Origin of the sequence: Kribbella sp. NPDC051137, assembly GCF_040682535.1 — a bacterium.
Classification (GTDB): domain Bacteria; phylum Actinomycetota; class Actinomycetes; order Propionibacteriales; family Kribbellaceae; genus Kribbella; species Kribbella karoonensis.
In genome coordinates, this window is record NZ_JBFBBI010000004.1 from 626910 (window position 1) to 652653 (window position 25744).

Below are 25744 nucleotides of genomic sequence, written 5' to 3' on the forward strand. Positions count from 1 at the left end.
CGCTCGTCCACGCACCCAAGCCTGTGGACAACTCACGTGGGCCGCTGGGTCAGGCGCAGTGGGCGGGGTGGCAGGGGGCGTCGTCGGCGGTCAGGAGGCGGCGAGGGCCGGGACCGGTGGTGGCGAGGGTGTCGTGCGGGTTGGCGAGGGCGCAGCGGTCGAGCGAGAGACAGCCGCAGCCGACGCAGTCCTTGAAGTCGTCGCGGAGTTGTTCGAGGTGCAGGATCCGGCGGTCGAGCTCGGCCTGCCAGCATTCCGAGATGCGTTCCCAGTCGGCGCGCGTCGGCGTCCGGTTCTCCGGCAGCAGCTTGAGGATCGCGGCCACCTCGGCGAGCGGGATGCCGACGCGCTGGGCGATCCGCACCAGCGCCACCCGCCGCAGCGTGTCGCGCTTGTAGCGGCGCTGGTTCCCGGACGTACGGCGACTGACGATCAGCCCCTGGCGCTCGTAGAAGTGCAGCGCGGAGATCGCCACGCCGCTGCGTTGCGAGAGCTGCCCGACAGTCAGCTCACCCGGCTCGATGTCCATTCGCCCTGCCCTCCGACCTCAACTTATATCGAGGCTAGCGGACGGAGTCAGGCAGTCACGACCCGGCGCCCGATACTCGCGGACATCAACGCCGCCGCCGCACACAACCCACCGGCCAGGTACCACGCGAGGTTGTAGCTCCCCTGCGCGTCCCGGATCGCCCCCGCACCCGTCGCCGCCAGCGCGGCACCGACCTGATGCGACGCGAACACCCAGCCGAACACGATCGGCCCGTCCTGCCCGAACCACTCCCGGCACAGCGCGACAGTAGGAGGCACGGTCGCCACCCAGTCGAGCCCGTAGAAGATGATGAACACCCATGTACTCGGTGCAGCGGTCGGACCGAGCAGCGACGGCAGCACCAGCAACGACAGCCCACGCAGCGAGTAGTACGTGATCAACAGGTACCGCGGATCCCAACGGTCGGTAAGGAACCCGGAGAAGATCGTCCCGCCGACATCAAACACACCCACTAGTGCCAGCAGCGACGCAGCGGTGGTCGCAGGCATCCCATGGTCGTGTGCAGCCGTGACGAAGTGCGTGCCGACGAGCCCGTTGGTCGACGCACCGCAGATCGCGAACCCGCCGGCCAGCATCCAGAACGCCGGCCGCCGCACAGCCATCCGCAGCGCATTCAACGCCCGTACGGCGCTGCTGCCGGTCGCCACGACCCGCTGTCCCGCGCTACTCCCCTCCGGAGCCCCGTACGCACGCAGCCCGACGTCGCTCGGGTAATCGCGGAGGAACAGAATCACGAGCGGTACGACGGCCAACGCCGCCCCGGCCGCCACGAGCGCAGGCACCCGCCACCCGTACCGCGCGGCAAGGGCCGCAATGAGCGGCAGGAAGATCAGCTGACCCGTAGCACCCGCAGCAGTGAGGATCCCGGTCACCAACCCGCGACGGTGCACGAACCAGCGGCCGGTAATGGTCGCCACGAACGTCATCGACATCGAGCCCGTACCGACACCGACCAGCAGACCCCAGCACAGCAGCAACTGCCACGACGCGGTCATGAACACGGTCAGCCCGCTGCCCAACGCGATCAGTACCAGCGCCCCGCCGACCACCTTCCGCAGCCCGAGCCGGTCCATCAGCGCGGCCGCGAACGGCGAGATGCCGCCGTACAGCAGCAGGTTGATCGACACCGCCGTCGAGATCGTCGCGTGCGACCAGCCGAACTCCTCGTGCAACGGGTCGAGCAGCACACTCGGCACCGACCGGAAGCCGGCTGCTCCGATCAGCGTCACGAACCCGACCACCGCGACCGCCCAGGCCAGATGCACCCGGGGAGCCTTCTTCGTCTCCAGAATCTGCGTCACCGGACCAGAGTGCCGGTTCGACGCCGATCGAACTAGTGGCCACATAGTCAACATGTGTCAAGATATGGCCATGAGCCGTCAGTCCGCCGTACGACCGCACGTGATCGCAGTGCTCGCGCTCGAGCCGGTGGTCGGGTTCGACCTGACCATCCCGCCGACGGTCTTCGGCGCCGCGACCACGGCCGACGGCAGCAAGTTGTACGACGTCCGCATCTGCGGCCTCGGAGGTCCGGTCCGCGCCGGCGCCGGGTTCACCCTCACCCCGGACCACGGGCCCGAGGCCCTCGCCGCGGCGGACACGGTGATCGTCCCGGGCACCTACATCCACCAGCCGCGGTACGAGGGAACGCTGCCCGCGGACCTCGCCGCCGCCCTCGCGACCGTGCGGCCCGGGACCCGGATCGCCTCGATCTGCACCGGCGCGTTCGTCCTCGGCGCGGCCGGGTACCTCGACGAACGACCGGCGACCACGCACTGGGAGCGCGCCGAGCTGTTCCGCACCGTTTATCCACAGGTGAAGCTCGACGAGGACCGGCTGTTCATCGACGACGGCGACGTACTCACCTCCGCCGGGCTCGCGGCGGGGATCGACCTCTGCCTGCATCTGATCCGCCGCGACTTCGGTTCCGAGATCGCGAACCGGGCCGCCCGGCACTGCGTCGTCGCCCCCTGGCGCGACGGCGGCCAGTCCCAGTTCATCGAGCACGCCGTACCCGAGGAAGGCAGCGAGGGCACGTCGCCGACCCGGGCGTGGGCGCTGCGGCACCTGAACACCGAGATCAGCCTGTCGGCGATGGCGGCGTACGCGCAGATGAGCGTGCGGACGTTCAGCCGGCGCTTCAAGGCCGAGACCGGTCAGTCACCCGGGACATGGCTGCTGCAGCAGCGGGTGCGGCACGCCTGCCACCTGCTGGAGACGACCGACCTGTCCGTCGACCGGATCGCCGAGGAGGCCGGCCTCGGCACGGCGGCCTCCCTGCGACACCACCTGCGGTCAGAGCTCGGGGTTTCCCCGCTCGCCTACCGCAAGACGTTCCGAGCCGGTTAGACCTCGACCAGGTCGTGGGGCTGTTTGTTCAGCGGCTCCACGCCGTCCGCGGTGACCACGACGATGTCCTCGATGCGCGCACCCCAGCGACCGGCCTGGTAGATGCCGGGCTCGATGCTGAACGCCATCCCCGGTTCCAGTGTCAGGTCGTTGCCCGCGACGATGTACGGGTCCTCGTGCACGTCCAGCCCGATCCCGTGCCCGGTCCGGTGGATGAAGTAGTCGCCGAACCCGGCCGCCGCGATCACGTTCCGCGCGGCCGCGTCGATCGCCTCGGCGGTCACGCCGGGCCGTACGGCGTCCACCGCGGCCTGCTGCGCCTCCTGCAGTACGGCGTACGTCGCGGTCACGTCGGTGTCCCGCGGCGCGCCGACGGAGTACGTCCTGGTGGAGTCCGAGTTGTAGCCCTCGGCAACGGGTCCGCCGATGTCCACGACCACCACGTCGCCGGCCTCGATCACGCGGTCGGACAACGCGTGGTGCGGGCTGGCGCCGTTCGGGCCGCTTGCGACGATCACGAAGTCCGCCTCGGTGTGGCCTTCCGCGACGATCGCGGCCGCGATGTCGGCGCCGACCTCCGCCTCGGTCCGGCCGGGACGCAGCCACTCGCCGACCCGGGCGTGTACCCGGTCGATCGCGGCGCCCGCCTTCCGCAGGGCGTCGATCTCGGCGGCGTCCTTGCGCATCCGGAGCTCGCGGACGATCGGGCCGGCCAGCACCTGCTCGGCCTTCGGCAGCGCGTCCCGGATCGCCAGCACGTGCAGCGCCGGCGTGAAGTCGCTGACCGCGACCTCGGCCGCACCGCCGAGCCGCTCCGCGGCCAGCTTGTACGGGTCGACACCGTCCACCCACGTCACGACCTCGACGCCGAGCTCCTCGAGTGGCAGGCCGCCGTACCCGGGTGCTTCGAGCTTCGGCACGACGAGTGCCGGGGCGCCGTCGGCCGGGATCAGCAGCGCGGTGAGCCGCTCGAACGAACCGCCCGCCTGACCGATCAGGTAGCGCAGGTCGGAGCCCGGCGCGATCACCAGACCGGCGCCGGCCGCGGCCTCGCGGGCGCGGTCCAGGCGGGCACGGAGTACGGCGGCATCGGGAATCGGGGGAAGTGCTGAGCGACGGGCCATGGTCAGACTCTAAAACTGTCCGAAGGGCTTGCTACAACTGGGTTTCGCTTCAACCCCTGCTCGGCGAAAGGCACCTCGATGACACTGCACTTCGTGTCCCACGGCGACGGCGTACCGGTCCTCGCGATCCACGGATGGACGCCGGACCACCGGCTGATGACCGGCTGTCTGGAGCCGATCTTCAGCGAGCTGAGCGGCTACCGCAGGCTGTATCCGGACCTGCCCGCGATGGGCCAGAGCCCGGCCGGCGACATCGACAGCTCGGACGGGATCATGGCGGCGCTGCGGGAGTTCATCGACGAGCAGATCGGCGACCAGCCGTTCCTGCTGGTCGGCGAGTCGTACGGCGGGTACCTCGCGCGCGGACTGGTCGCGGAGAGACCCGAGCAGGTCCGCGGCCTGGCGATGATCTGCCCGATCGGCGAGCTCTGGCACAAGGACCGGAAGCTGCCCGAGCACGTCGTGCTCCGGACGGAGCCCGGCGTGCTCGAGTCGCTCGAGGAAGGCGAGGACTTCACCGACCTGGCGGTGGTGCGGACCGCGGCGGCGCTGGCGGCCTACCGCGCCGACGTGGCGCCCGGACTGGCGGTCGCCGACGAGGCCGCGATGGAGCGCATCCAGAAGAACTGGGCGCTGACGATCGCGCCGGAAAGCGGCCCGCCGTACGTCGGGCCGTCGCTGATCCTGTGCGGGCGGCAGGACGCGGTGACCGGGTTCGAGGACCTGTTCCCGCTGCTCCCCCACTATCCGCGCGCGACGTACGCCGTCCTCGACGTTGCCGGGCACAACCTGCAGATCGAGCAGCCCGAGCTGCTGCGCGCGTTCGTCAGGGAGTGGTTGCTCAGGGTGGGTTGAGGGCTCCCGCCGATGACTACCAGCGGGTAATGTCGGCGGCATGGTGGCTTCGAAGCGTCCGATCGGGTGGCCGTTGCTCGTCGCGCTGACCAACGGGCGGACCCGGATCTCCGACGAACGGCTCGCTGCTGCCGTGCGCGGGAAGGTCGTCCTGGTGACGGGCTCGTCGTACGGGATCGGCGAGGCGACCGCACGCCGGCTGGCCGCGGCCGGCGCGACCGTGCTGCTGGTCGCGCGGACCGAGGAACAGCTGCGGGTGGTGGCCGACGACATCCGGTCGGGCGGCGGGTCGGCGTACGTGTATCCGGCGAACCTGGCGGATCCGGGCGCGGTCGAGGAGCTCGTGCGGATCGTGCTGGCCGAGCACGGGCGGGTCGACGTACTCGTGAACAACGCGGGCAAGTCGATCCGGCGGTCGATCGCTGACACGTACCAGCGGTTCCACGACATCGAGCGGACCAACGCGGTCAACTACCTCGGGCCGGCGAAGCTCGTCCTCGAACTGCTGCCGTCGATGCGGGAGCGGCGGTCCGGGCACATCGTGAACGTGTCGACAGCCGGCGTGCGGACGCCGCCGATGGCGCGGTGGTCGGCCTACCTGGCGTCGAAGAGTGCGTTCGACGTGTGGCTGCGGTGCGTCGCGCAGGAGGTGCGCGGCGACGGCGTGACGACGTCGACCGTCTACATGGGGCTGGTGCACACGCGGATGAGCGAGCCGACACCGCTGCTGAACAAGATGCCCGGGTTGTCGCCGGAGCAGGCCGCCGACCAGGTGTGCACGGCGGTCGCGGACCGGCCGCACAACATCACGCCGCCGTTCGTCCGGCCGGCCGATGCCGTGGGCAACCTGCTACGGGTGCCGACGGATCGGTTGCTGGAGCAGTACTACCGGCGTACGGGAGGCGGGAAGAAGCGATGATCCACCCGATCGGACCGCTCCGCCCGCCGGGGTGGCTGGTGCAGGGCGCGGCCGAGGTGGGCGGTCTGTCGGTGGCGCTGATCCGGTCCGGGGTGTGGCGCTCGGCCGGCCCCGCGCAGCTGGTGCGGATCGAGCGGGCGCTGCGGACGTGGGGTCAGTCGATGGCCGCTCTCGGCGCGGTCGCGGCGATCCGGTTCCCGCAGCGGGCGGCGGTGATCTGCGGGGAGGACCAGCTCACGTACGCCGAGCTGGACGCCCGGTGCGAGCGGATCTCGGCCGGGCTGCACGCCGACCACGGAATCGTTGCCGGGAGCAAGGTCGCCGTCCTCTGCCGCAACCACGCCGGCTTCCTCGCGGCCACGCTGTCCGCCTCCCGACTCGGCGCCGACGTCCTCTTCGTCAACACAGAATTCGCCGCACCCCAGCTCCGGGCCGTCCTGGACCAGCACAAACCCGACGTCCTCATCCACGATCCGGAATTCACCCCACCCGCCGAAGTCCCGTCCATCTACTCCACTCCTGCTGCGGCGCCGGACCGGGAGGGGGAAGGCCGGGCCGGCTCGGCAGTTGCAACCCTGCGCGAGCTTGCCCTGAGTGATGCGCCACCGGCGCCAGTGGGGACGCAGGTCGGGCGGATCGTGTTGCTGACGTCAGGGACGACGGGTGCGCCGAAGGGTGCTCCTCGGGTGCCTACCGCACTCGGGCTGGCGGGGTTGACCGGGAGCGCGTTGCAGCGGTTCGGACTGCGGGCCGGGGAGCCGATGGTGATCGCTCCGCCGTTGTTCCACGGGGTCGGGCTGTTGATGTCGATGCTGGCGTTGTTCCTCGGGTCGCCGTTGGTGCTGCGGCCGCGGTTCGACGCCGGCACGCTGCTCGCGGACGTCGAGGCGACGCGGGCGGGATCGGTGGTCGCGGTGCCGGTGATGTTGCGGCGGCTGCTCGAGCTGGGGCCGACGGCGACCGCGCAGTACGACCTGCGTTCGCTTCGCGCGGTGATCTCCGGCGCCGCGCAACTCGGCGCGCCATTGGCCGGAGAGTTCATCGAGCGGTTCGGCAAGGTCCTGTGCGACGCGTACGGATCCAGCGAGGTCGGCATCGCCACCATCGCCACCGCCGCCGACCTCGTCGAAGCGCCCGGCACCGTCGGACGGCCCTGTCTCGGCAGCTCGATCCGCATCCTCGACGACCACGACCGCCCGGTGCCCGCCGGCACGACCGGACGGATCTTCGCCGGCGGCGGGCTGGTGTTCGGCGGGTACTCCGACGGCTCGAACAAGACCGTCGTCGACGGCCGGATGAGCACCGGCGACCTCGGCCACCTCGACGCGGGCGGCCGGCTGTACGTCGACGGCCGCGAGGACGACATGATCGTGTCCGGCGGCGAGAACGTCTATCCGGTCGAGGTCGAGCAGTGCCTCGCCGCGCATCCCGCCGTCGCGGAGGCGGTTGTCGCCGGCGTACCCGACGACGAGTTCGGCCAGCGACTGATCGCGTACGTCGTCCTCGCCGCGCCGGCTACCGAGGACGAGCTCATCGCGCACGTGAAGGCGAACCTGGCCCGCTACAAGACCCCGCGTCAGATCGTGATCCTCGACGAACTCCCCCGCAACGGCACCGGCAAGGTGCTCCGCAACCGCCTCACCCCGCCGTGAACAGGGCGTGAAACCGCGTCATCCGATCCAGCGCCCCGCTCTCCTCCCCGAACGACACCGCCAACGTCTCCGCCCCCGCCTCGGCCAACTCGTGCGCCATCGCGACAACCGGGCCCGGATCACCGGCGGACCAGTCAAGCCGCGTCCCGACCCGCACCGGCCGATCGCCGTACGACCGCAACCGCGACACCGCCGCCGCGAACCCGGCACCGTCCAGCCCGAGCCCCTGCCACTCATCCCCGTACCGAGCGGCCCGACGCAACGCCGGTCCCGTCGTACCGCCGACCATCACCGGCAGCGGAGCGCGCGGCGCGGGCTCGAACACACCGCCCCGGTCCCGGCCTTCGAACAGGTCCCGGATGATCCCGAGCGACTCGTCCGTACGCCGGCCTCGCTCCTCGAACACCGCGCCCACCGCCGCGAACTCGGCCTCGACCCATCCCAGGCCGACACCGAGCACAAGACGTTCGCCGGACAGCCGGTGCAACGTCGCGGCCTGCTTCGCCACGGCGTACGGGCTGCGCAGCGGCAGCACGAGCACCGACGTACCGAACCGGATCCGGGTCGTCCGCGCCGCGAGGTAGCCGATCGTCACCAGCGGCTCGTAGACACCGCCGTACGTCGAACCGAACTCGCCCGGCGGGAGCAGATGGTCGGGCAGCCAGGCCGTGCCGTAGCCGAGCTGTTCGGCGGCGATCGCCAGCTCGACGAGGCGTTCCGGCGGCATCGCGGCGGACTCGTTCGGGAGGACCACTTGGAGTTCGGGCATGGTACGACCTTATGCGGGGCGGGTTGCCCGCCGGAGCGGGTGATTGATGGAAGAGTGGGGGCCGTGAAGATTCTCGTCGGATACGTACCAACGCCCGAGGGTGAGGCGGCGCTCACCGCGGCGGCGGCCGAGGCCGAGCTGCGCGGGGCCTCGATCCTGCTGCTGAACACCAGCCGCGGCGACACCTATATCGACGCCCGCTACGCCAACGCCGACGAGTTGGCCGCCGCCGAGGCGAAGCTGCGCGCGCAGGGTGTCGAGGTGACGATCCAGCAGGCGCTCTCCGAGGGCGACGTGGCCGGCGAGCTCCTGAAGGCCGCCGCGGCGGACGACGTCGCGCTGATCGTCCTCGGCCTCCGCCGCCGCAGCCCCGTCGGCAAGCTGATCCTCGGCAGCACCGCCCAGCGTGTGCTGCTGGAGTCACCGGTCCCGGTCCTCGCCGTCAAGGTCCCCTCTCCGCACGACTGACAGGCCGCCGGGTAATCAGGGTGAGGGGTTCGCGGCGGCCGCCTAAACTGGTCGGGTTATGCCTGATGCCCGGACCGAGTCCACTTCCCCAGCCCCCACTTCCCCGGCCCCGGCGTCCCGTCGGCGCCGCCGCGGCGGCAAGGGCCGCAGGAGTCCCGCCGACACGCCGTCCGGCGCTTCCCAAGGCAGTAGCCCGACGCCTGGCGGCGCTGAGGGTGGCGACACCTCCAGCTTGAGCGAGGTCGCCGGCCGGCTCGACGGGTTGACGGCGTACGACCGCGAGATGCTCGGGCGGCGGCTCGAGCGGGTCCGGCGTACCAAGGAAGAGCAGAAGCGGGCCAACGAGCTGCGCGCCGTGGTCACCGCGGTCGAGCAGGCCGAGCGACGGGTCGAGGTACGCCGCCAGGCCGTGCCGGAGATCACGTATCCGGAGGAGCTCCCGGTCAGCCGGCTCAAGGACGAGATCGCCGACGCGATCCGCGACCACCAGGTCGTCGTGGTCGCCGGCGAGACCGGATCCGGGAAGACCACCCAGATCCCGAAGATCTGTCTCGAGCTCGGTCGCGGGATCCACGGCATGATCGGGCACACCCAGCCCCGGCGGCTCGCGGCCCGGACGGTGGCGGAGCGGATCGCCGAGGAGCTCGGCACCGAGCTGGGTGAGACGATCGGGTTCGCGGTCCGGTTCACCGACAAGGTCAGCGAACGCTCGCTGGTCAAGCTGATGACCGACGGCATCCTGCTGAACGAGCTCCAGCGCGACCGCGACCTGACCCGGTACGACACGTTGATCATCGACGAGGCGCACGAGCGCAGCCTCAACATCGACTTCATCCTCGGGTACCTGAAGCGGCTGCTCCCCCGCCGCCCGGACCTCAAGGTGATCATCACCTCCGCGACCATCGACCCGGAGCGGTTCGCCGCGCACTTCGCGGCCGCCGACGGTACGCCGGCTCCGATCGTCGAGGTCTCCGGCCGGACCTACCCGGTCGAGGTGCGGTACCGCCCGGTCAACGACCCGGACGACCCGAGCACGATCGACCGCGACCAGACCCAGGCGATCCTGGACGCCGTCGACGAGCTCGAGTACGAGGCGGACGGCGACGTCCTGGTGTTCCTGTCCGGTGAGCGCGAGATCCGGGACACGGCCGACGCACTGAACGACAAGTTCCGCGGCGAACGCCGGACCACCGAGATCCTCCCGCTCTACGCCAGGTTGTCGAACGCCGAGCAGCACCGCGTGTTCCAGCCGCACTCGAACCGCCGGATCGTCCTCGCCACGAACGTCGCCGAGACCTCGCTGACCGTCCCCGGCATCAAGTACGTCATCGATCCCGGTACGGCGCGCATCTCGCGCTACAGCCACCGCACCAAGGTCCAGCACCTCCCGATCGAGCCTGTCTCGCAGGCGAGCGCCAACCAGCGCAAGGGCCGCAGCGGCCGGACCAGCGACGGCATCTGCATCCGGCTGTACTCCGAGGAGGACTTCGAGAACCGTCCGGAGTTCACGGATCCGGAGATCCTCCGCACGAACCTGGCCTCGGTGATCCTGCAGATGACCGCGATCGGGCTCGGCAACATCGCCGCGTTCCCGTTCATCGACGAGCCGGACAGGCGCAGTATCACCGACGGCCTGCAGCTGCTCACCGAGCTCGGCGCGATCGAGAACCCGAAGGGCGGCCGGCTGACCCCGATCGGCCGGCAGCTCGCGCAGATCCCGCTCGACCCGCGGCTGGCCCGGATGATCGTCGAGGCGGACAAGCACGCCTGCGTCCGCGAGGTGATGGTGATCGCCGCCGCCCTCTCGATCCAGGACCCGCGCGAGCGCCCGACGGACGCCGAGGCGCAGGCACAGCAGGCGCACGCCCGGTTCCGCGACCCGAACAGCGATTTCCTCGGGTACCTGAACCTCTGGGGCTACCTGAAGAAGCAGCAGAAGGAGCTGTCCGGCAACCAGTTCCGCCGGATGTGCCGCAGCGAGTACCTGAACTACCTGCGCGTCCGTGAGTGGCAGGACATCTACGCGCAGCTCCGTCAGGTCGCCTCGCAGATCGGGGTGAAGCTGAACTCGGGTGAGCCGGCCGACCCGCAGAGCGTGCACATCTCGCTGATGTCCGGGCTGCTCTCCCACCTGGGCATGAAGGACCCGGCGAACCAGCACCAGTACCTCGGCGCCCGCGGGACGAAGTTCGCGATCTTCCCGGGCTCCGGTCTCTTCAAGAAGCCGCCGCAGTTCGTGATGGCCGCCGAGCTGGTCGAGACGTCGAAGCTCTGGGCCCGGGTGAACGCGAAGATCGAGCCCGAGTGGGCCGAGGATCTCGCCCCGCACCTGATCAAGCGCTCGTACTCCGAGCCGCACTGGGAACGCAAGGCCGGTGCCGTGATGGCGTACGAGAAGGTCACGCTCTACGGCGTGCCGATCGTTGCCCGCCGCAAGGTGAACTACGGCAAGGTCGACCCGGAGGTGTCCCGCGAGCTGTTCATCCGGCACGCGCTGGTGGAGGGCGACTGGGACACGCACCACAAGTTCTTCCACGAGAACCGCAAGCTGATCGAAGAGGTCGAGGAGCTCGAGGAGCGGACCCGGCGGCGCGACCTGCTGGTCGACGACGAGACGCTCTTCGCGTTCTACGACGAGCGGATCGGCGCCGAGGTCGTCACCGGCCGGCACTTCGACACCTGGTGGAAGACGGCCCGGCAGCGCGACCACGACCTGCTCGACTTCGAGCGTTCGCTGGTGGTCCGCGAGGGCGCCGAGGTGAAGGAGGACGAGTTCCCGCTGCACTGGACGCAGAACGGGATGACGTTCGACCTCACCTACGCGTTCGAGCCGGGCACCGACGCCGACGGCGTGACCGTCCACATCCCGTTGCTGGTGCTGAACCAGGTCACCGCGGACGGCTTCGAGTGGACCGTGCCCGGCTTCCGCGAGGAACTGGTCACGACGCTGATCAAGTCGTTGCCCAAGGCAGTACGGCGGAACATCGTGCCCGCGCCCGATCACGCGCGGCAGATCCTGCCCGAGCTGGATCCGGCGTCCGGGCCGCTCACCGACGCGATGGCCCGCGCGCTCCAGGAACTGCGCGGCGTGGTCATCGAGACCGGCGACTGGGACTGGAGCCGGGTGCCGGAGCATCTGCGGATGACGTTCCGGGTCGAGGACGACCAGCGCAAGACGGTGGCCGAGGGCAAGGATCTCGCCAGGCTGAAGGAGAAGCTGAAGCCGAAGACGACGGCCGCGATCTCCCAGGTCGCGTCGAAGGCGGTCAGCGGGCTGGAGAGGTCCGGGCTGACCGACTGGACCTTCGGCGATCTCCCCCGAAGCTTCTCCGAGCACCGCAACGGTCTCACCGTGGCCGGGTATCCCGCGCTCTACGACGAGGGCAAGAGTGTCGCGATCCGCCTGCAGGAGACCGAGCGGGACCAGGCGGCGGCAATGTGGGCGGGGACGCGGCGGCTGTTGCTGCTCACGATGCCGTCGGTGATCGACGTCGTGCAGCGTCACCTGAGCAACCAGCAGAAGATGACGCTGATGGCCGGGCCGCACCGCAACGTCGGCGAGCTGCTGGACGACGCGATCGGCGCAGCCGTCGATCAACTGATGGCGGCCGCGGGCGGACCGGCGTGGAATCTCACGGCGTTCTCGATCCTGCGGGACGCCGTGCGGTCGGACCTCGCGGACACCGTGCTGACCATCCTGCAACAGGTGGAGCAGGTGCTGGCGCATGCGCGGACCGTCGACAAGCAGATCTCCCGCGCGTCGTCGCCGGCGTTGCTCGCCGCTCTGTCCGACGTCCGCGGGCAACTCGAAGGGCTCGTGCACCCGGGCTTCATCACGGAGACCGGCGCCAAGCGGCTGCCCGATCTGGTTCGGTACCTGCGCGGGATGGAGCAGCGCCTGGACAAGCTCGGCGCCAACGCGGCCCGGGACCGGTCCGGGATGGCCGTCGTCGACATGCTCACCGACGAGTACCGCAAGAAGCTCCGCGCGGTCCCGACCGGCAAGTACCCGAGTCCCGCCCTCCTCGAGGTCCGCTGGATGCTGGAAGAACTCCGGGTCAGCCTGTTCGCCCAGACCCTCGGTACGCCGTACCCGGTCTCCGAGAAGCGCATCCGGAAGGCGCTGGCCGAGAGCTAGGAGTCGAGCAGGCGCCGGGCGTGGTCGTGGACGGCGGCTCGTAGTTCGGGTGGGTCGAGGATCTCGAAGGGCCAGTAGATCCGGGTGACCTGGGCGACCAGCGGGCCCAGGTCGTTCGCGGCGAAGCGGACCTCGCAGGTGGTGGCGTCCAGAGCTTCGACGACTCCCTGGGTGGGTGGGATCAGCCGAGCGACGGTCTCGGCGGGGGCCCGGACGCGGAGCCGGGCGACGAGGTCCCACGGGGCGACTCCGGTGCCTTCGGCAACCAGTGCGGCGGGGTCCGGCGGGTTGTCGAACCGGTACCGGGAGCCGGTCAGCTCGGGATGCGTGATGCGGTCGACGCGGAACGTGCGCCACGCCTGCCGGTCACGGTCGCGGGCGACCAGGTACCAGCGCTTGCCGGTGTGCACGATCTGCAACGGTTCGACGCTGCACTCGGACTCGGTGCCGTCGTGGGTTCGGTAACCGAACCGGATCCCCTCGGTACGCCGGCAGCCCGCGGCGAGCGTGACGAGTACGCCGGCGTCCACGGCGGGCAGTTCGCCCTGCGGGAGCTGGGTCGTGTGGGCGCCGATCGCGTCGACCTGTTCGCGGAGCCGAACGGGGAGCACCTGGTGGAGTTTGGCGAGCGCGGAGATCGCCGCCTCCTCGACGCCGGACACGGTCGTGGTGGTCGCGACGCGCAGGCCGACCGCGATCGCGACGGCTTCGGCGTCCTCCAGCAGCAACGGTGGCAGCCGGCCGCCCGGGCCGAGGCGGTAGCCGCCGCCGATCCCGGCCTCCGCCTCGATCGGGTAGCCGAGCGAACGCAGCCGCGTCACGTCCCGCCGTACGGTCCGAGGCGTGATCTCGAGCCTTGCGGCCAGCTCCGCGCCGTCCCACTGGGGACGCGAATGCAGCAAGGACAGCAGGCGCAGCAACCGGGTCGCGGTGTCCATCGTCAATATTCTGCAACCTGCGGACCGATCCTGTCCGCAGGTCGTCCTACCGTGAGGACATGACGACGCTCTCGCAGAACCTCCTGGACCTGTCGGACTTCGCCTGGCAACGGCTGCGGCAGCGGGTCGAGGGGCTGACCGACGACGAGTACTTCTGGGAACCGTTCGACGGCTGCTGGACGGTACGGAGGACCGCCGGCGGGTACGCCGCCGACGGATCGCGGATCCCGCCCGCACCGGCTCCGTTCACGACCCTGGCCTGGCGGATCACGCACATCGTCGACATCCTGCAAGCCGAACGTACAGCGACCTGGTTCGGGCACACCGCGACCGGCGAGGCGCCGCCCGTCCCCGGATCCGCCGCGGACGCGCTGGCCGCCCTCGACCGGGCGTACGAGATCTGGCGAGGACGGCTCGACGCGCTCAGCCAGGACGATCTCGACCGGGCGATGGGTCCGATCGCCGGCCCGTACGCCGAGAGCGACGGCACCTCGTTCGCGCTGCACATCCTCGACGAGCTCGTCCACCACGGCGCCGAGGTCGGCACCGTCCGCGACTTCTACCGCGGGCTCAACCCCGACGATCCGTTCCCGGCCGCGCTCGCCGGGGATCTCACTCCGGCCGACCGCCCCGGGCTCCTCGCCGAGGCGGCCGCGGCCCAACGCTGGGACGTCGTACGACAGCTCGCCGACCGCGGTTTCGGCGTCGACGAGCGGACGGCCGGCGGCATGACCGCCGCCCACCTCGCCGCCGGGACCGGCGAGCTCGACACGCTGCGCTTCCTCATCGACCGCGGCGCGGACCTGTCGCTGAAGGACACGCAGTACGACGTCGACGTCCCCGGCTGGGCGGAGTTCTTCCAGCAGCGTGAGGTCACCGACTACCTCACGGCACGAAGGCGCGCTGGGAGCGGTGCCTGAACTCACTCGGGGTGAGTGCGTGCGCGGTGCTGAAGCAGCGGGTGAAGTACGACTGGCTGCTGAAGCCGCAGCGGCTCGCGATGCCGGCGATCGAGGTGTTGGTTGCCGCGAGCAAAGATGCGGCGTGCTCCAGCCGGAGATCGGCGACGAAGGCCGTCGGCGTCACGCCGTACGCGGCCCGCAGCGAGCGCGAGAGATGCGCGGCGCTGACTCCTGCCAGCTGGAGAAGTCGCGGGACTCCGCCGCGGAGGTTCTCCTCGGCACGCATCGCCGTACACGCCTTGGCCAGCCAGTCGGGGACGCCGGGAGCGCCCGGCTCCCCGGGGGTGAGCAGTTCCAGCAGATCGGTCCAGAAGCGCAACAGGTCATAGGTGCTCGGGTTGGTCTGGAAGCGGTCCAGCGCCCGCTCGAAGACGGGGACGGCGGCCGGCTGATGGAAGCCGACCGGGCCGCGGGAGGACCATCCAGCGGTGCGCGTCAGGTCGAGGAACCCCTGCCACAGCGAGCTCGGGAACGCCACGTTGACGAACTCCAGGCCGTCCGCCGACCCACGGACGGCGTGCCGGTCACTCGGCCGCACCAGTACGACGTCCCCGGCCCGCAGCTCCTCGACGCCCGTCGTCAACAGGTGCTCGCCACCGCCCGACACGACGCCCATGAACTCGTGGAAGTCCGCATGCGTGTGCAGCTCGGTGTCCCGGGCGCGCGCCGGGATCCGCACCCGGGCCGCATGGTACGGCCGGCCGAACGCGTGCGCCTCGAACCGCAGGACCTGCTCCACCTCAACACAGTACAAATTCTCGTCGTACCGCTGCTAGTTCCCCACACCCTTGTCCCCCACGCTGGATGCATGTTCGAAACCGACGGCTATGCCATCTTCCGCAACGTCATCGACCAGGACCTGATCAAGGAAGTGAACGATCATGTCGAGTGGCTGCAGGCCCGGCACCCCGACGTACGGCCCGAGCAGCTCGGGCACGTCTATCTGCGCGACGACCCGTTCTGGGTCCGGCTGGTGAGCGACGACCGGCTGGTCGACATCGCCGAGAAGTTCATCGGGCCGGACATCGCGCTGTTCGCGTCGCACTACATCTCGAAGCCGCCGTACTCCGGCCAGCCGGTGCTGTGGCACCAGGACGCCGCGTTCTGGCCGCTCGACCCGATGGAGGTGGTGACGCTCTGGCTGGCCGTCGACCACTCGACGCCGGAGAACGGCTGCGTCCGGGTGATCCCGGGCAGTCATCGCTCAGGGATCGAAGGAATGCGCGACAACACCGCCGTGGAGAGCGTGCTCGGCAAGGAGATCGCGGTCGAGGTCGACGAGGCGCAGGCCGTTGACATGGTGCTCGCGCCCGGCGACGTCGAGGTGCACCACCCGAACATCGTGCACGGCAGCAACGCGAACACGTCCCCGCACCGGCGCTGCGGGCTGACCATCCGGTACATCCCGACGTCGACGCGGATCACCGACCCGGAGACGCCGTACCCGAGCGCGTTCCACCTGCGCGGGGAGCCCGGGGTGAACAGCTACCAGCCGGTCCCGCGGTACGACGCCTCCCGGCACTTCAACTACAGCGGGGCCTGACATGACGAAGGGCCCGTCTCCTGCGGCGGGCCCTTCGTCGGTGACCTACTCGAGACAGATCCGGAACGGATGCCCCGCCGGATCGGCGTAGATCCGCCAGCCGCGAGCGTTCTCGGCCGGCGGCGGGTCCAGCGGGTCGAGCGGCTCGGCGCCGAGGGCGACGACCGTTGCGTGACCGCTGGAGATGTCCTCGACGATCAGGTCGAGGTGAAGGTCCTGCGCTTCGGTGCCCGGCCACGTGGCCGGCACGTACTCCTCCGAGCGCCGGAAGGCCAGCGTCGAGAACCCCAGCGAGGAACCCGGGCCGGTCAGGCTCCGCCAGTCCTCGTCGCCGTTCTCGTCGATGTCCAGCCCCAGCAGCGCCGAGTAGAACTGGGCGAGCTCGAGTGGGTCCGGGCAGTCCAGCACCACCGAGCCGAGCCGCCCGGCAGTACTGCCCGGCTGCTCTGCCACCTGCGTCATCTGTCCTCCACATCCTGTTTCGTACGCCCTGCTCCGTGGTGGGGCAGGACGGGCCAAGGCCCACTTGGTCGGAAGGCCCGGCCGCCTACGATGACAGGTCGCGAGGACAATTCGCACCTTTCGACACGCGTTCTCGCGTAGTGAGCCCGTAGCTGACGGTATTACTACCACTAAAAAGCCGGTACGCCGGTAGCACGCCGGCGCTCACCGAGCTTGCGGATCTTGACCCGCGTACCGCAGTCCTCCATCGCGCACCAGCGCCGCGAACCGTTCCGGCTCCGGTCCAGGAACAGCCACCCGCACCCGCCGTCGTCGACCGGGCAGGCCTTCAGCTGCCGCAGGTCGACCGTCCGCACCAGCTCGACCGCCGCCACCACCAGGCGGTCCGGGATCAGCTGGGCCGGCGACGTCCCGACCACCAGCTCCGCCACTCCGCGCTCGCGGCTCCGGTCCGGGATCAGCATCGACCGCGCGGCCGCCGCCGACCATCGCAACATCAAGCGCTCGAACGCGGAACCCGTACTGCGGTTGCCTCCGGGACCCGCGGCCACCGCCCCGTCGGCGCGCTTCGCGAGCACGTCGTACGTCGCCTCGCGGATCTCCAGCGTGGCGCGCAGTGCCTTCGCGGCCAGCTCCGGCGTGGTCCGCCAGGTGCCCTCGACCGAGCTGAGATCGCGGGTGTCGACGAGCTCGACCCGGCGGCTCCAGGCGAGCAGGTCGGCCGCCGACGTCAGGTAGTCGTGCTCCGGATCGCCGCCGCGCAGCCGCGGGGTGACGGTGTTCACCAGGTCGAGCGCAGGATGCCCGCCCACGATGCGGAATTCCCCGTGAAACCTGTCGGCCATAGGTGAGACGCTACCAGTAACCCTACTCATGCCGGGATCAGGTGACTCATGCCCCTCTCGTCCCGTCGAGCGAACGCCGCCCTGGCGTTCCTCGGCGTCTCGACTTTCTCGTTCGTGACCATCGAGGTGCTCCCGATCGGTCTGCTGACCGTGATCGCCGACGACCTGCACCGCTCCCGCTCGCAGGTCGGTCTGCTCGTCACCGGGTACGCCGCGGTCGTCGTGCTCGCGTCCCTCCCGCTCGCCCGACTGACCCACCACCTCCCCCGCCGGCTCGTGCTGTCCGGAACGCTCGGGGTCCTCACCGTCGCCACCGCGCTCTCCGCGGCCGCCCCGTCGTACGAGCTGCTGTTCGCCGCGCGACTCCTGATCGCTGTCTCGCAGGCGCTGTTCTGGTCGATCGCGCCGCCGATCGCGACCGGCCTGTTCCCGCCCGAGTTCCGCGGCCGGGTGGTTGCCCGGCTCGCGATCGGTACCGCGCTCGCGCCGATCCTCGGCATCCCGCTCGGCACCTGGCTCGGCGAGCAGGCAGGCTGGCGGATGCCGTTCGTCGTGATGACCGTGCTCGGCGCGGCGGCCTGTGCCGGCATCGTCGTCCTGCTGCCGCGCACCGAGGTCGCGGACAGCCCGTCCCGGCGAGGTACCGCCCCCGACCGGATGCGGTACGTCGTACTGCTGGTCACGTCAGCTGTCGGCGTGACCGGGTTCCTGACGTTCAACACGTACGTCACGCCGTTCCTGCTGGACATCACCGGACTTTCGCCTGACGCGCTCGGTCCGATGCTGATGGCGAGCGGCGCTGGTGGGCTGGTCGGCACGTTGGTCGTGGGGCGCGTCCTCGATCGGTACCCGTGGGGCGCTGTGGTGATTCCGCTGGGTCTGCTCACGGCCTGCTTGTTCCTGCTGTTCGCGTTGGGCCAGGTGCAGGTCGTCACGGTGGCCCTGATCGCGGTGATCGGGTTGGCGTTCAGCGGCCTGGCTGTCGCCACTCAGAGCCGGACGCTGCATGTCGCGCCTGGCAGTACGGACATGGCGTCGGCCGGGACCAGTTCGGCGTTCAACGTCGGGATCGCGGCAGGAGCGTTCGTAGGTGGCGCACTGATCGATCACACGTCCGTACGAGCTGTAGCACTCGTCGGCGGGCTGCTGACCGCGGCCGCGGCTTTGGTGATGTTGAGCGAGCCCCTGCTGACAAGGCGGCGTACGGGCGTGCAAGAGTCGCCGCATGACCTTTGTGAAGAGCCGGCGTGACGCACCAGCTGGGTTCTTCGAGGTAGAGGCCGCAGGGCTGCGGTGGCTCGCAGTACCAGGCGGAGTGCCCGTGGCTGAGCCGCTTGAGGTCTCAGCCACGCACCTGACCACCAACAGGTTGGACACGGCTCCGCCGACCGCGGCTGCCGCAGAGGAGTTCGGCCGGCGGCTGGCCGTCACGCATGACGCCGGCGCCCGCTACTTCGGCGTACCGCCGGACGGGTGGGACGGAGACGGCTACATCGGCGCCCTGCCGCTGCCTCACGCCAGGGAGCCGTCAGCCTCGTGGGGCGCGTTCTACGCGAACCTGCGGCTCCGGCCGTACGGCCTGCCTGGTGTGGAGCGCCTCTGCGAGCGGCTGGAAGCAGGCGCGTACGACGCCGCCGACGAGCCAGCCCGGATCCACGGCGACCTGTGGTCCGGTAACGTGCTCTGGACCCCGGACGGCGTCCACCTGATCGACCCCGCCGCGCACGGCGGACACCGCGAGTCCGACCTCGCCATGCTCGCCCTCTTCGGCCTGCCGCACCTCGAGCGGGTGCTCCGCGCGTACGACGAGGTGCACCCGCTGGCCGACGGCTGGCGGGACCGGGTCGGGCTGCACCAACTCCATCCGCTCCTGGTGCACGCGGAACTGTTCGGCGGCGGTTACATCAGCCAGGCGCTCGACGTCGCGCGGCGATACTGAGCGATATTGAAGCCTCTTGACGTAACCGTGTGCGCCGCGAACACTCACGAGCATGATTCCGCAGCCCACCGCGCAGCAGGCGCTTCCCGAGCAGACGTTCACACTGCAGCCCGACGCCACCATCGGCACTGACCCCGCCGCACGCGCGATCGCCAACCAGTTCGCCACCAGGCTCCGCCGCTCGACCGGCTACCCACTCCCGGTGCAGGACGGCGCCGGCACGATCACGCTCTCCACGCAAGGCTCCCAGGCGGGTGAGGCGTACGAGCTGCACGCGGACGCATCCGGCGTGACGATCACGGCAGGCACCGCCGAAGGCGTGTTCCGCGGCGTCACTACGCTCCGCCAACTCCTGCCCGCGAAAGCAGAGGCCACCACCCAGCAGGACGGGCCGTGGCAGGTGGCCGGTACGTCGATCACGGACGCCCCGCGGTACGGCTACCGCGGCGTGATGCTCGACGTCACCCGGCACTTCTTCACCGTCGACCAGGTGAAGCACTTCATCGACCTGGTGTCGCTCTACAAGATCAACCGGCTGCACCTCCACCTGTCCGACGACCAGGGCTGGCGCATCCAGGTCGACTCCTGGCCACGTCTCACGCAGTACGGCGGAAGCCTGCAGGTCGGAGGCGGTACGGGCGGCTCGTACACGAAGGACGAGTACGCCGAGCTCGTCCGGTACGCCGGGGAGCACTACGTCACCGTCGTACCGGAGATCGACACGCCCGGGCACACCAACGCGGCGCTGGCGTCGTACCCAGAACTCAACGCGGACGGGGTCGCTCCGAAGCTCTACACCGAGACCGAGGTCGGCTTCAGCACGCTGACGGTCGACCTGGACCGTACGTACGAGTTCCTGGACGACGTGTTCCGCGAGGTCGCCGAGCAGACGCCGGCCGAGGTCGTGCACCTCGGCGGAGACGAGGCGCACTCGACACCGCACGAGGACTACCTGACCTTCGTGCCGAAGGCGGCCCAACTGGTGGTGAAGCAGGGCAAGCGGGTGATGGGCTGGCACGAGATCGCGGACGCACCGCTGCCGGCCGGGACTGTGGTGCAGTACTGGGGCACCGAGGACGAGAAGGCGCAGGCACTCGCCGTCAAGGCCGTCGAGCAGGGCGCGACGCTGGTCCTCTCCCCCGCGAACCGGTCGTACCTGGACATGAAGTACCACGCGGAGACGCCGCTCGGCCTGGACTGGGCGGGACTGGTCAGCGTCGAACAGTCGTACAGCTGGAACCCGGCCACGCTGATCCCGAACGTGCCCGCGAGCGCGATCGACGGCGTCGAGGCGCCGCTGTGGACGGAGACACTCGACGACCTGGCGAAGGTCGAGTTCATGGTGTTCCCGCGGCTGCCCGGGATCGCGGAGCTCGGGTGGTCGGCGGAGGACGCGCTCGACTGGACGGCGTACAAGAGCCGGCTTGCCGAACAGGGTCCGCGCTGGGACGTCCTCGGCGTCAACTTCTACCGGGCGCCGGAGATCGACTGGGCCTAGTGGGACGTGCCCTAGTGGTCGAGGACCCGGTCGAGCAGCCAGGCGGTGGTCGGGTCCACGTCCTGCTCGGCGACGGTGTGCTGCGTGACGGCCGCGCTCTGGCCGTCACGCACCTCCAGCCGGTACACGTACCGGTCCGGCTGCGGCCGGCCGGAGCCCAGGTCCTTGGCGGCCAGCGCGCGGGCCGCTGACTCGACGCGGTCGGCGTCGGGCTGCCCCGCGGTGTCCAGTTCGCCGCGCTTGGTGAGTCCCGCGAAACCACCACTCCGCGTCACTGTCACTATCATTTCCGTCTCCTTGTTGTTGCACTTCGCGCAACTGTCCACAGCCGCGCGACACGCCGGGAAATTCGATCAGAATCCTGCGCCCATCACCCGGCGTACCGGTCAATTGTCCGACGTTGCCAATCTCCCGCACCCGGCGCCGCCCGCGAAACAGCAGGTCGGCGCCGGATTTCCGGTTCCGGGCAAGGCCCAGGACGCCCCGGATCGGCCGGCCACGGAGGGTAGCGATTCGCGACAATCAGCGACACGTGTTTGTGGTCACCCCTACCATCGCGCCGCAGAACGGCTACAGTTATGGCGTTGCAGTTTTGGACTCCCTGACTTTGCTGTGCTGCATGGCCGGTCTGTCGTCTGGGGCCTTTCGGCGACGCGTGGTCCATGAGGTGTGGGCCACGGATTGTTAATAGCCATCGAGGAGATAGACAAATGGCTGTCGGTACTGTCAAGTGGTTCAACGCTGACAAGGGCTTCGGCTTCATCACCCCGGATGACGGTGGCGCGGACGTGTTCGCGCACTACTCGGCCATCCAGATGTCGGGCTTCCGCTCGCTGGACGAGAACCAGCGCGTCGAGTTCGAGATCACCCAGGGCCAGAAGGGCCTGCAGGCGGAGAACATCCGCGCGATCTGATCGCCCTTCCAGCACACCACGAAGGGGCCGTACACCGACCGGCGTGCGGCCCCTTCGTCATGCTCGGCGCAGTCTCGGGATCACGTCCGTCGCGACCTGCTCCATGACCTCCTCGGAGCCGCCGTACACACCCTCGGCACGTGGCCAGTGGGTGATGACATCGGTGAAGCCGAGGGCGGCGGCGCGGCCTACCGCGTCCTCGAAAGCCGCCGGGCTGGAGAGGGCGTAGACGACCGAGTCCAGGGACAGGTACCGATCGAACGGGCGGCCTTCGACCAGGTCGTCGAGTCGGTGGCTGAGGTCGGCGACCGACCGGAACCAGCCGTCCAGGTCGTCAGCCGCTCCCCCGGTCGTCATCCAGCCGTCGCCGTGCCCGGCGGCGAACCGGAGTGAGCGCGGGCCGTTACCGGCGAGGATGAACGGCACTCTTGGTTGCTGGATGCAACCAGGCAGAGTGCGGCCGTTGCGGGTCTCGTAGTACTCGCCCTTGAAGTCCACGCCGTCGGTCGTCAGCAGGATGTCCAGCAGTTTCACGAACTCCTGGTAGCGGTCCTGCCGCTGCCGCGGGGTCAGCTCCGGCCCGCCCTGGATCGTCGCGTCCAGGCTGCCGCCGGCGCCGATCCCGCACAGGAACCGGCCGTCGGACACGTCCTCGATCGCGAGGATCTCCCGGGTCAGCGCGAGCGGATGCCGGAAGTTCGGCGACGTCACGAACGTGCCGAGCTTGATCGTCGACGTCACGGTCGCGGCCGCCGTCAGCGTCGGCGTCGTCCCGTACCAGGGCGAGTCCTGCAACCCGGCCCAGGTCAGGTGGTCGTACGTCCAGGCGTGGTCGAACCCGTACTCCTCGGCCCGCCGCCACCGCGGCGCGGCGTCCCGCCACCGGTACTCCGGAAGAATCGCAATCCCGAAACGCATGCCCGCACCCTAGCGGGTGCCCGCAGTGTGGCCGAAACCACGATTGTTGCGTTTCGCCACGATCTCCGACACGGTCAGATGGCACTTATCCCGAGACGAGAGAACGGAGGCGCGCCCGAGCGAGGCGTGACTTACCTGTGGCCATCGATATCGACCGCCAGGCAGACACCCCCGACCCCGCAACACATCCCGCTATCGCAACTCCACCACCTCCCGGCAGCCGAAGTCGCGGCTCCGGCCTCGACCGCGTCACCTTCGGGGTCACCGCGGTCATCGCCCTGGCGTTCGTCGCCTGGGGCATCGTCGACGCCGCCGGCCTCGGTACGGCGTCCACCTCGGCCCTCGGCTGGGTCGAGCAGAACACCGGCTGGCTGTTCGTCCTGCTGGCCTCCGGCTTCGTCGTCTACGTGATCTGGCTCGCCGCCGGCCGGTACGGGCGGATCCCGCTCGGCCGCGACGACGAGAAGCCCGAGTTCCGGACCGTGTCCTGGGTGGCGATGATGTTCAGCGCCGGCATGGGCATCGGCCTGATGTTCTTCGGCGTCAGCGAGCCGCTCTCGCACTTCACCAGTCCGCCGCCCGGCACTGTCGAAGGCGGGTCGTCGCAGGCTCTCGAGACCGCGATGGCGACCACACTGTTCCACTGGACACTGCACCCGTGGGCGATCTACGCCGTCGTCGGGATCGCGATCGCGTACGGCACCTTCCGGCGCGGCCGGTCACAGCTGATCAGCGCGGCCTTCGCCCCGCTGCTCGGACGTCGTACCGAAGGACCGATCGGCAAGCTGATCGACGGGCTGGCGATCTTCGCGACGCTGTTCGGATCGGCCGCCTCGCTCGGCCTCGGCGCGTTGCAGATCGGCTCCGGCGTCCGGATCCTCGGCTGGCTGGACAAGACCGGCAACGGGGTCATGGTCGGCGTGATCACCGTCCTGACCGCCGCCTTCGTCGCCTCTGCCGTCTCCGGCGTCGCCAAGGGCATCCAGTGGCTGTCGAACATCAACATGGTGCTCGCCGTGGTGCTCGCCGTGTTCGTGTTCGTCGTCGGTCCGACGGTGCTGATCCTGAACCTGGTGCCGACCGCGATCGGCGACTACTTCCGCGATCTCGCCGAGATGGCGGCGCGGACCGAGGCCAGCGGCGGTGACGCGATGGCCAAGTGGCTGTCCGGATGGACCGTCTTCTACTGGGCGTGGTGGATCTCGTGGACGCCGTTCGTCGGCATGTTCATCGCCCGGATCAGCCGGGGCCGGACGATCCGCCAGTTCGTCACCGGCGTTCTGCTGGTGCCGTCGCTGGTCAGCCTGATCTGGTTCTGCATCTTCGGCGGTACGGCGATCGACATCCAGCGCGGCGGGACCGACATCGCCGGCGCGTCGACCACCGAAGGCCAGCTGTTCGGCATGCTCGACCACCTCCCGCTCAGCGCGGTGACGACGATCCTGGTCGTGATGCTGGTGGCGATCTTCTTCGTCTCCGGCGCGGACGCCGCGTCGATCGTGATGGGCACCCTGTCCGAGCGTGGCGCGATCGAGCCGAAGAAGCCGCTGGTGGTGTTCTGGGGCGTCCTCACCGGCGCCGTCGCGGCGGTCATGCTGCTGGCCGGCGGTGGCGGTTCGGACGCCTTGCAAGGTCTGCAGAACGTCACCATCGTCGCGGCCCTGCCGTTCGCGGTCGTGATGGTCGGCCTGGCGGTCGCACTCGCGAAGGACCTGCGCACCGACCCGTTGATGCTTCGGGACGCGATCGGTTCGGAGGCCGTCGAGGCGGCGGTCATCGAAGGCGTCAGCAACCACGGCGAGGACTTCGCCCTGGTGGTCAAGCCCCAGCAGGAGTAGCCGGCGTCGGGAACGTGGCTAGGGAGCTGGTGCCGATGCTGCCTAGCCACACCTTCCCGTCGCGCTCACGGACGCCCGTCGGCATGTGGAACGCCGGGTGTTTCGCGCGCAGGTCGTGCACCAGCCTGCCGGTCTCGTCGTACGCCTGGATCTCGATGATGTCCGCGGCCTTCGGCTTCAGGGCGTCCGGCAACGACCACACCAGCTTGCGGAACACCGGATGCTTCGGCAGCAGCAGATCGAGTACGGCGTTCCGCGGCGACCCGACGGCGACCCAGATCAGGCCGTCGGAGCCGCGCGCGATGTTGTCCGGGAGGCCGGGGATCGTGGCGACCTGCACCGGCTCGACCCCGTCCGTGGTGAGGTCGAGCTTGTAGAGCCCGTACGTCGCGGTCTCGGCCCAGAACAGCGAGCGGCGATCCGCGCTGAGGGCCACGCCGTTCGGGAAGCCCCGCCCGGTCGCGAGCCGGGTGACCTCGCCGTCGGGCGTGCGGCGGTACACGCTGCCCGTCGTCGAGTGCTCGAGCAGATCGGCCATCCACTCGTCGATGCCGAACCGCGTCGACGAGTCGGTGAAGTAGATCGTGCCGTCCTCGGTGACGTCGGCGTTGTTGCAGAACCGCATCGGGCGGCCGTCGACCTCGGACAGCAGCGTGGCGATCCGGTTGTCCCGGTCCAGCGTGAGAAGGCCGCGGTTCGCGTCGCAGATCAGGACCTTGCCGTCCGGCAACCACTCCAGCCCGAGCGGGCGGCCGCCGGTGTCGGCGAGGGTGCTGATCGTGCGGCCGTCCGCGGAGACGCGCAGGATGCGGCCGTCGTACAGACCGGTGAGGACGCTGCCGTCGGTGTCGATCAACGTGTCCTCGGGGCCGGGGCCGGGCAGCTCGACGACCTCGACGTCGAGGTTCGCCGGGTGCCGCACCGGCGGGGCAGGCGGCGGCGTCCAGCGGACCGGAGCGATCGGCGACTTCATGCCGCCGACCTTAGCGCGCTGCAGCCGTCCGGCCACAAGCGGTACAGAAACGGAGACAGCCCGGCCGGATCCGGCCGGGCTGTTCACGAT

At 70.0% G+C, this 25744-nt stretch carries 24 protein-coding genes; 13 read left to right on the forward strand and 11 right to left on the reverse strand.

The annotated features are described in order from the left end of the window. Nucleotides 1-49: 49 nt before the first annotated feature. Together soxR and AB0M51_RS24205 are read right to left on the reverse strand one after the other, a co-directional pair. Nucleotides 50-529, reverse strand: a complete 480-nt coding sequence (soxR, locus tag AB0M51_RS24200) for a redox-sensitive transcriptional activator SoxR (RefSeq protein ID WP_344195124.1) — start codon at nt 527-529, stop codon at nt 50-52. A 47-nt stretch (nt 530-576) separates the two neighbouring features. Next, on the reverse strand, nt 577-1851 hold the full coding sequence (locus AB0M51_RS24205; protein ID WP_344195122.1) for an MFS transporter: 1275 nt from the start codon (nt 1849-1851) through the stop codon (nt 577-579). 70 nt (nt 1852-1921) lie between these two features. Here AB0M51_RS24205 and AB0M51_RS24210 point away from each other — a divergent pair, with 70 nt between their 5' ends. Continuing rightward, entirely contained in the window at nt 1922-2899 is a 978-nt protein-coding gene (locus AB0M51_RS24210) for a helix-turn-helix domain-containing protein (protein ID WP_344195120.1), read from the forward strand. On the opposite strand, the gene AB0M51_RS24215 is transcribed toward AB0M51_RS24210, so the two are convergent. Beyond that, a complete protein-coding gene (locus AB0M51_RS24215; RefSeq protein ID WP_344195118.1) occupies nt 2896-4023 on the reverse strand; it encodes a Xaa-Pro peptidase family protein in 1128 nt (375 codons plus the stop codon). The two genes, AB0M51_RS24210 and AB0M51_RS24215, sit on opposite strands and share 4 nt — an antisense overlap. A gap of 78 nt (nt 4024-4101) precedes the next feature. On the opposite strand from AB0M51_RS24215, the gene AB0M51_RS24220 reads away from it, so the two are divergent. The 3 genes from AB0M51_RS24220 to AB0M51_RS24230 are packed head-to-tail and all read left to right on the forward strand — an operon-like array spanning nt 4102 to nt 7449. Then, nucleotides 4102-4878, forward strand: coding sequence for an alpha/beta hydrolase (locus tag AB0M51_RS24220; protein ID WP_344195116.1), 777 nt, complete (start codon nt 4102-4104; stop codon nt 4876-4878). Between the two features lie 40 nt (nt 4879-4918). After that, entirely contained in the window at nt 4919-5797 is an 879-nt protein-coding gene (locus tag AB0M51_RS24225) for an SDR family NAD(P)-dependent oxidoreductase (protein WP_344195114.1), read from the forward strand. Next, nucleotides 5794-7449, forward strand: a complete 1656-nt coding sequence (locus AB0M51_RS24230; protein WP_344195112.1) for an AMP-binding protein — start codon at nt 5794-5796, stop codon at nt 7447-7449. The genes AB0M51_RS24225 and AB0M51_RS24230 overlap by 4 nt, the downstream gene beginning before the upstream one ends. On the opposite strand, the gene AB0M51_RS24235 is transcribed toward AB0M51_RS24230, so the two are convergent. Continuing rightward, the gene (locus AB0M51_RS24235) at nt 7436-8218 is read right to left on the reverse strand and encodes an LLM class flavin-dependent oxidoreductase (RefSeq protein ID WP_344195110.1); all 783 of its coding nucleotides are present in this window, start codon (nt 8216-8218) and stop codon (nt 7436-7438) included. The two genes, AB0M51_RS24230 and AB0M51_RS24235, sit on opposite strands and share 14 nt — an antisense overlap. Nucleotides 8219-8281: 63 nt before the next feature. On the opposite strand from AB0M51_RS24235, the gene AB0M51_RS24240 reads away from it, so the two are divergent. Further along, a complete protein-coding gene (locus AB0M51_RS24240; protein WP_344195108.1) occupies nt 8282-8686 on the forward strand; it encodes a universal stress protein in 405 nt (134 codons plus the stop codon). A gap of 232 nt (nt 8687-8918) precedes the next feature. Continuing rightward, nucleotides 8919-12824: an ATP-dependent RNA helicase HrpA gene (gene hrpA, locus AB0M51_RS24245; protein ID WP_344195106.1), complete on the forward strand. Its 3906-nt coding sequence runs from the start codon at nt 8919-8921 to the stop codon at nt 12822-12824. Here hrpA and AB0M51_RS24250 read toward each other — a convergent pair. Beyond that, nucleotides 12821-13762: a WYL domain-containing protein gene (locus tag AB0M51_RS24250; RefSeq protein ID WP_344195104.1), complete on the reverse strand. Its 942-nt coding sequence runs from the start codon at nt 13760-13762 to the stop codon at nt 12821-12823. The two genes, hrpA and AB0M51_RS24250, sit on opposite strands and share 4 nt — an antisense overlap. A gap of 59 nt (nt 13763-13821) precedes the next feature. Here AB0M51_RS24250 and AB0M51_RS24255 point away from each other — a divergent pair, with 59 nt between their 5' ends. Further along, entirely contained in the window at nt 13822-14682 is an 861-nt protein-coding gene (locus AB0M51_RS24255) for a DinB family protein (RefSeq protein ID WP_344195102.1), read from the forward strand. On the opposite strand, the gene AB0M51_RS24260 is transcribed toward AB0M51_RS24255, so the two are convergent. After that, nucleotides 14648-15463 carry an AraC family transcriptional regulator gene (locus tag AB0M51_RS24260; RefSeq protein ID WP_344195100.1) on the reverse strand — a complete coding sequence of 272 codons (816 nt, stop codon included), beginning with the start codon at nt 15461-15463 and terminating at the stop codon, nt 14648-14650. The two genes, AB0M51_RS24255 and AB0M51_RS24260, sit on opposite strands and share 35 nt — an antisense overlap. 69 nt (nt 15464-15532) lie before the next feature. Here AB0M51_RS24260 and AB0M51_RS24265 point away from each other — a divergent pair, with 69 nt between their 5' ends. Then, a complete protein-coding gene (locus AB0M51_RS24265) occupies nt 15533-16267 on the forward strand; it encodes a phytanoyl-CoA dioxygenase family protein (protein WP_344195098.1) in 735 nt (244 codons plus the stop codon). Between the two features lie 45 nt (nt 16268-16312). On the opposite strand, the gene AB0M51_RS24270 is transcribed toward AB0M51_RS24265, so the two are convergent. Then, nucleotides 16313-16729 (reverse strand): VOC family protein, encoded by a 417-nt coding sequence (locus AB0M51_RS24270; RefSeq protein ID WP_325035707.1) that lies wholly within the window; start codon nt 16727-16729, stop codon nt 16313-16315. A 170-nt stretch (nt 16730-16899) separates the two neighbouring features. Next, a complete protein-coding gene (locus AB0M51_RS24275; protein ID WP_344195094.1) occupies nt 16900-17574 on the reverse strand; it encodes a CGNR zinc finger domain-containing protein in 675 nt (224 codons plus the stop codon). A gap of 48 nt (nt 17575-17622) precedes the next feature. Between AB0M51_RS24275 and AB0M51_RS24280 the strand changes: the two genes are divergently transcribed. From AB0M51_RS24280 to AB0M51_RS24290, 3 genes are read left to right on the forward strand one after another with little or no spacing between them, the layout of a single operon-like run. Continuing rightward, nucleotides 17623-18825 carry an MFS transporter gene (locus AB0M51_RS24280; RefSeq protein WP_344195092.1) on the forward strand — a complete coding sequence of 401 codons (1203 nt, stop codon included), beginning with the start codon at nt 17623-17625 and terminating at the stop codon, nt 18823-18825. After that, a complete protein-coding gene (locus AB0M51_RS24285) occupies nt 18800-19513 on the forward strand; it encodes a fructosamine kinase family protein (protein ID WP_344195090.1) in 714 nt (237 codons plus the stop codon). Before AB0M51_RS24280 ends, AB0M51_RS24285 begins: the two co-directional genes overlap by 26 nt. Before the next feature lie 52 nt (nt 19514-19565). Next, on the forward strand, nt 19566-21011 hold the full coding sequence (locus AB0M51_RS24290) for a beta-N-acetylhexosaminidase (RefSeq protein WP_344195088.1): 1446 nt from the start codon (nt 19566-19568) through the stop codon (nt 21009-21011). 11 nt (nt 21012-21022) lie between these two features. Here the strand turns inward: AB0M51_RS24290 and AB0M51_RS24295 are convergent, their stop codons facing one another. Further along, nucleotides 21023-21298, reverse strand: a complete 276-nt coding sequence (locus tag AB0M51_RS24295) for a protealysin inhibitor emfourin (protein ID WP_344195086.1) — start codon at nt 21296-21298, stop codon at nt 21023-21025. Nucleotides 21299-21721: 423 nt separating this feature from the next. On the opposite strand from AB0M51_RS24295, the gene AB0M51_RS24300 reads away from it, so the two are divergent. Further along, on the forward strand, nt 21722-21925 hold the full coding sequence (locus tag AB0M51_RS24300) for a cold-shock protein (protein WP_134100749.1): 204 nt from the start codon (nt 21722-21724) through the stop codon (nt 21923-21925). 57 nt (nt 21926-21982) lie between these two features. On the opposite strand, the gene AB0M51_RS24305 is transcribed toward AB0M51_RS24300, so the two are convergent. After that, nucleotides 21983-22843, reverse strand: coding sequence for an LLM class flavin-dependent oxidoreductase (locus tag AB0M51_RS24305; protein WP_344195084.1), 861 nt, complete (start codon nt 22841-22843; stop codon nt 21983-21985). Between the two features lie 137 nt (nt 22844-22980). On the opposite strand from AB0M51_RS24305, the gene AB0M51_RS24310 reads away from it, so the two are divergent. Beyond that, on the forward strand, nt 22981-24681 hold the full coding sequence (locus tag AB0M51_RS24310) for a BCCT family transporter (RefSeq protein ID WP_363750480.1): 1701 nt from the start codon (nt 22981-22983) through the stop codon (nt 24679-24681). Here AB0M51_RS24310 and AB0M51_RS24315 read toward each other — a convergent pair. Next, nucleotides 24662-25654, reverse strand: coding sequence for an SMP-30/gluconolactonase/LRE family protein (locus tag AB0M51_RS24315; RefSeq protein WP_344195080.1), 993 nt, complete (start codon nt 25652-25654; stop codon nt 24662-24664). The genes AB0M51_RS24310 and AB0M51_RS24315 overlap by 20 nt on opposite strands. Nucleotides 25655-25744 lie beyond the last annotated feature (90 nt).

Excerpts from the sequence above, each read along its gene's own strand:
- AB0M51_RS24280 (WP_344195092.1), top strand. The coding sequence starts at position 17,623 with ATGCCCCTCTCGTCCCGTCGAGCGAACGCCGCCCTGGCGTTCCTCGGC.
- AB0M51_RS24225 (WP_344195114.1), top strand. The coding sequence starts at position 4,919 with ATGGTGGCTTCGAAGCGTCCGATCGGGTGGCCGTTGCTCGTCGCGCTG.
- AB0M51_RS24300 (WP_134100749.1), top strand. The coding sequence starts at position 21,722 with ATGGCTGTCGGTACTGTCAAGTGGTTCAACGCTGACAAGGGCTTCGGC.
- AB0M51_RS24210 (WP_344195120.1), top strand. The coding sequence starts at position 1,922 with ATGAGCCGTCAGTCCGCCGTACGACCGCACGTGATCGCAGTGCTCGCG.
- AB0M51_RS24255 (WP_344195102.1), top strand. The coding sequence starts at position 13,822 with ATGACGACGCTCTCGCAGAACCTCCTGGACCTGTCGGACTTCGCCTGG.
- AB0M51_RS24220 (WP_344195116.1), top strand. The coding sequence starts at position 4,102 with ATGACACTGCACTTCGTGTCCCACGGCGACGGCGTACCGGTCCTCGCG.
- AB0M51_RS24295 (WP_344195086.1), bottom strand. The coding sequence starts at position 21,298 with ATGATAGTGACAGTGACGCGGAGTGGTGGTTTCGCGGGACTCACCAAG.
- soxR (WP_344195124.1), bottom strand. The coding sequence starts at position 529 with ATGGACATCGAGCCGGGTGAGCTGACTGTCGGGCAGCTCTCGCAACGC.
- AB0M51_RS24230 (WP_344195112.1), top strand. The coding sequence starts at position 5,794 with ATGATCCACCCGATCGGACCGCTCCGCCCGCCGGGGTGGCTGGTGCAG.
- AB0M51_RS24305 (WP_344195084.1), bottom strand. The coding sequence starts at position 22,843 with ATGCGTTTCGGGATTGCGATTCTTCCGGAGTACCGGTGGCGGGACGCC.
- AB0M51_RS24235 (WP_344195110.1), bottom strand. The coding sequence starts at position 8,218 with ATGCCCGAACTCCAAGTGGTCCTCCCGAACGAGTCCGCCGCGATGCCG.
- AB0M51_RS24290 (WP_344195088.1), top strand. The coding sequence starts at position 19,566 with ATGATTCCGCAGCCCACCGCGCAGCAGGCGCTTCCCGAGCAGACGTTC.
- AB0M51_RS24285 (WP_344195090.1), top strand. The coding sequence starts at position 18,800 with ATGACCTTTGTGAAGAGCCGGCGTGACGCACCAGCTGGGTTCTTCGAG.
- AB0M51_RS24315 (WP_344195080.1), bottom strand. The coding sequence starts at position 25,654 with ATGAAGTCGCCGATCGCTCCGGTCCGCTGGACGCCGCCGCCTGCCCCG.
- AB0M51_RS24265 (WP_344195098.1), top strand. The coding sequence starts at position 15,533 with ATGTTCGAAACCGACGGCTATGCCATCTTCCGCAACGTCATCGACCAG.
- AB0M51_RS24270 (WP_325035707.1), bottom strand. The coding sequence starts at position 16,729 with ATGACGCAGGTGGCAGAGCAGCCGGGCAGTACTGCCGGGCGGCTCGGC.
- AB0M51_RS24250 (WP_344195104.1), bottom strand. The coding sequence starts at position 13,762 with ATGGACACCGCGACCCGGTTGCTGCGCCTGCTGTCCTTGCTGCATTCG.
- AB0M51_RS24215 (WP_344195118.1), bottom strand. The coding sequence starts at position 4,023 with ATGGCCCGTCGCTCAGCACTTCCCCCGATTCCCGATGCCGCCGTACTC.
- AB0M51_RS24275 (WP_344195094.1), bottom strand. The coding sequence starts at position 17,574 with ATGGCCGACAGGTTTCACGGGGAATTCCGCATCGTGGGCGGGCATCCT.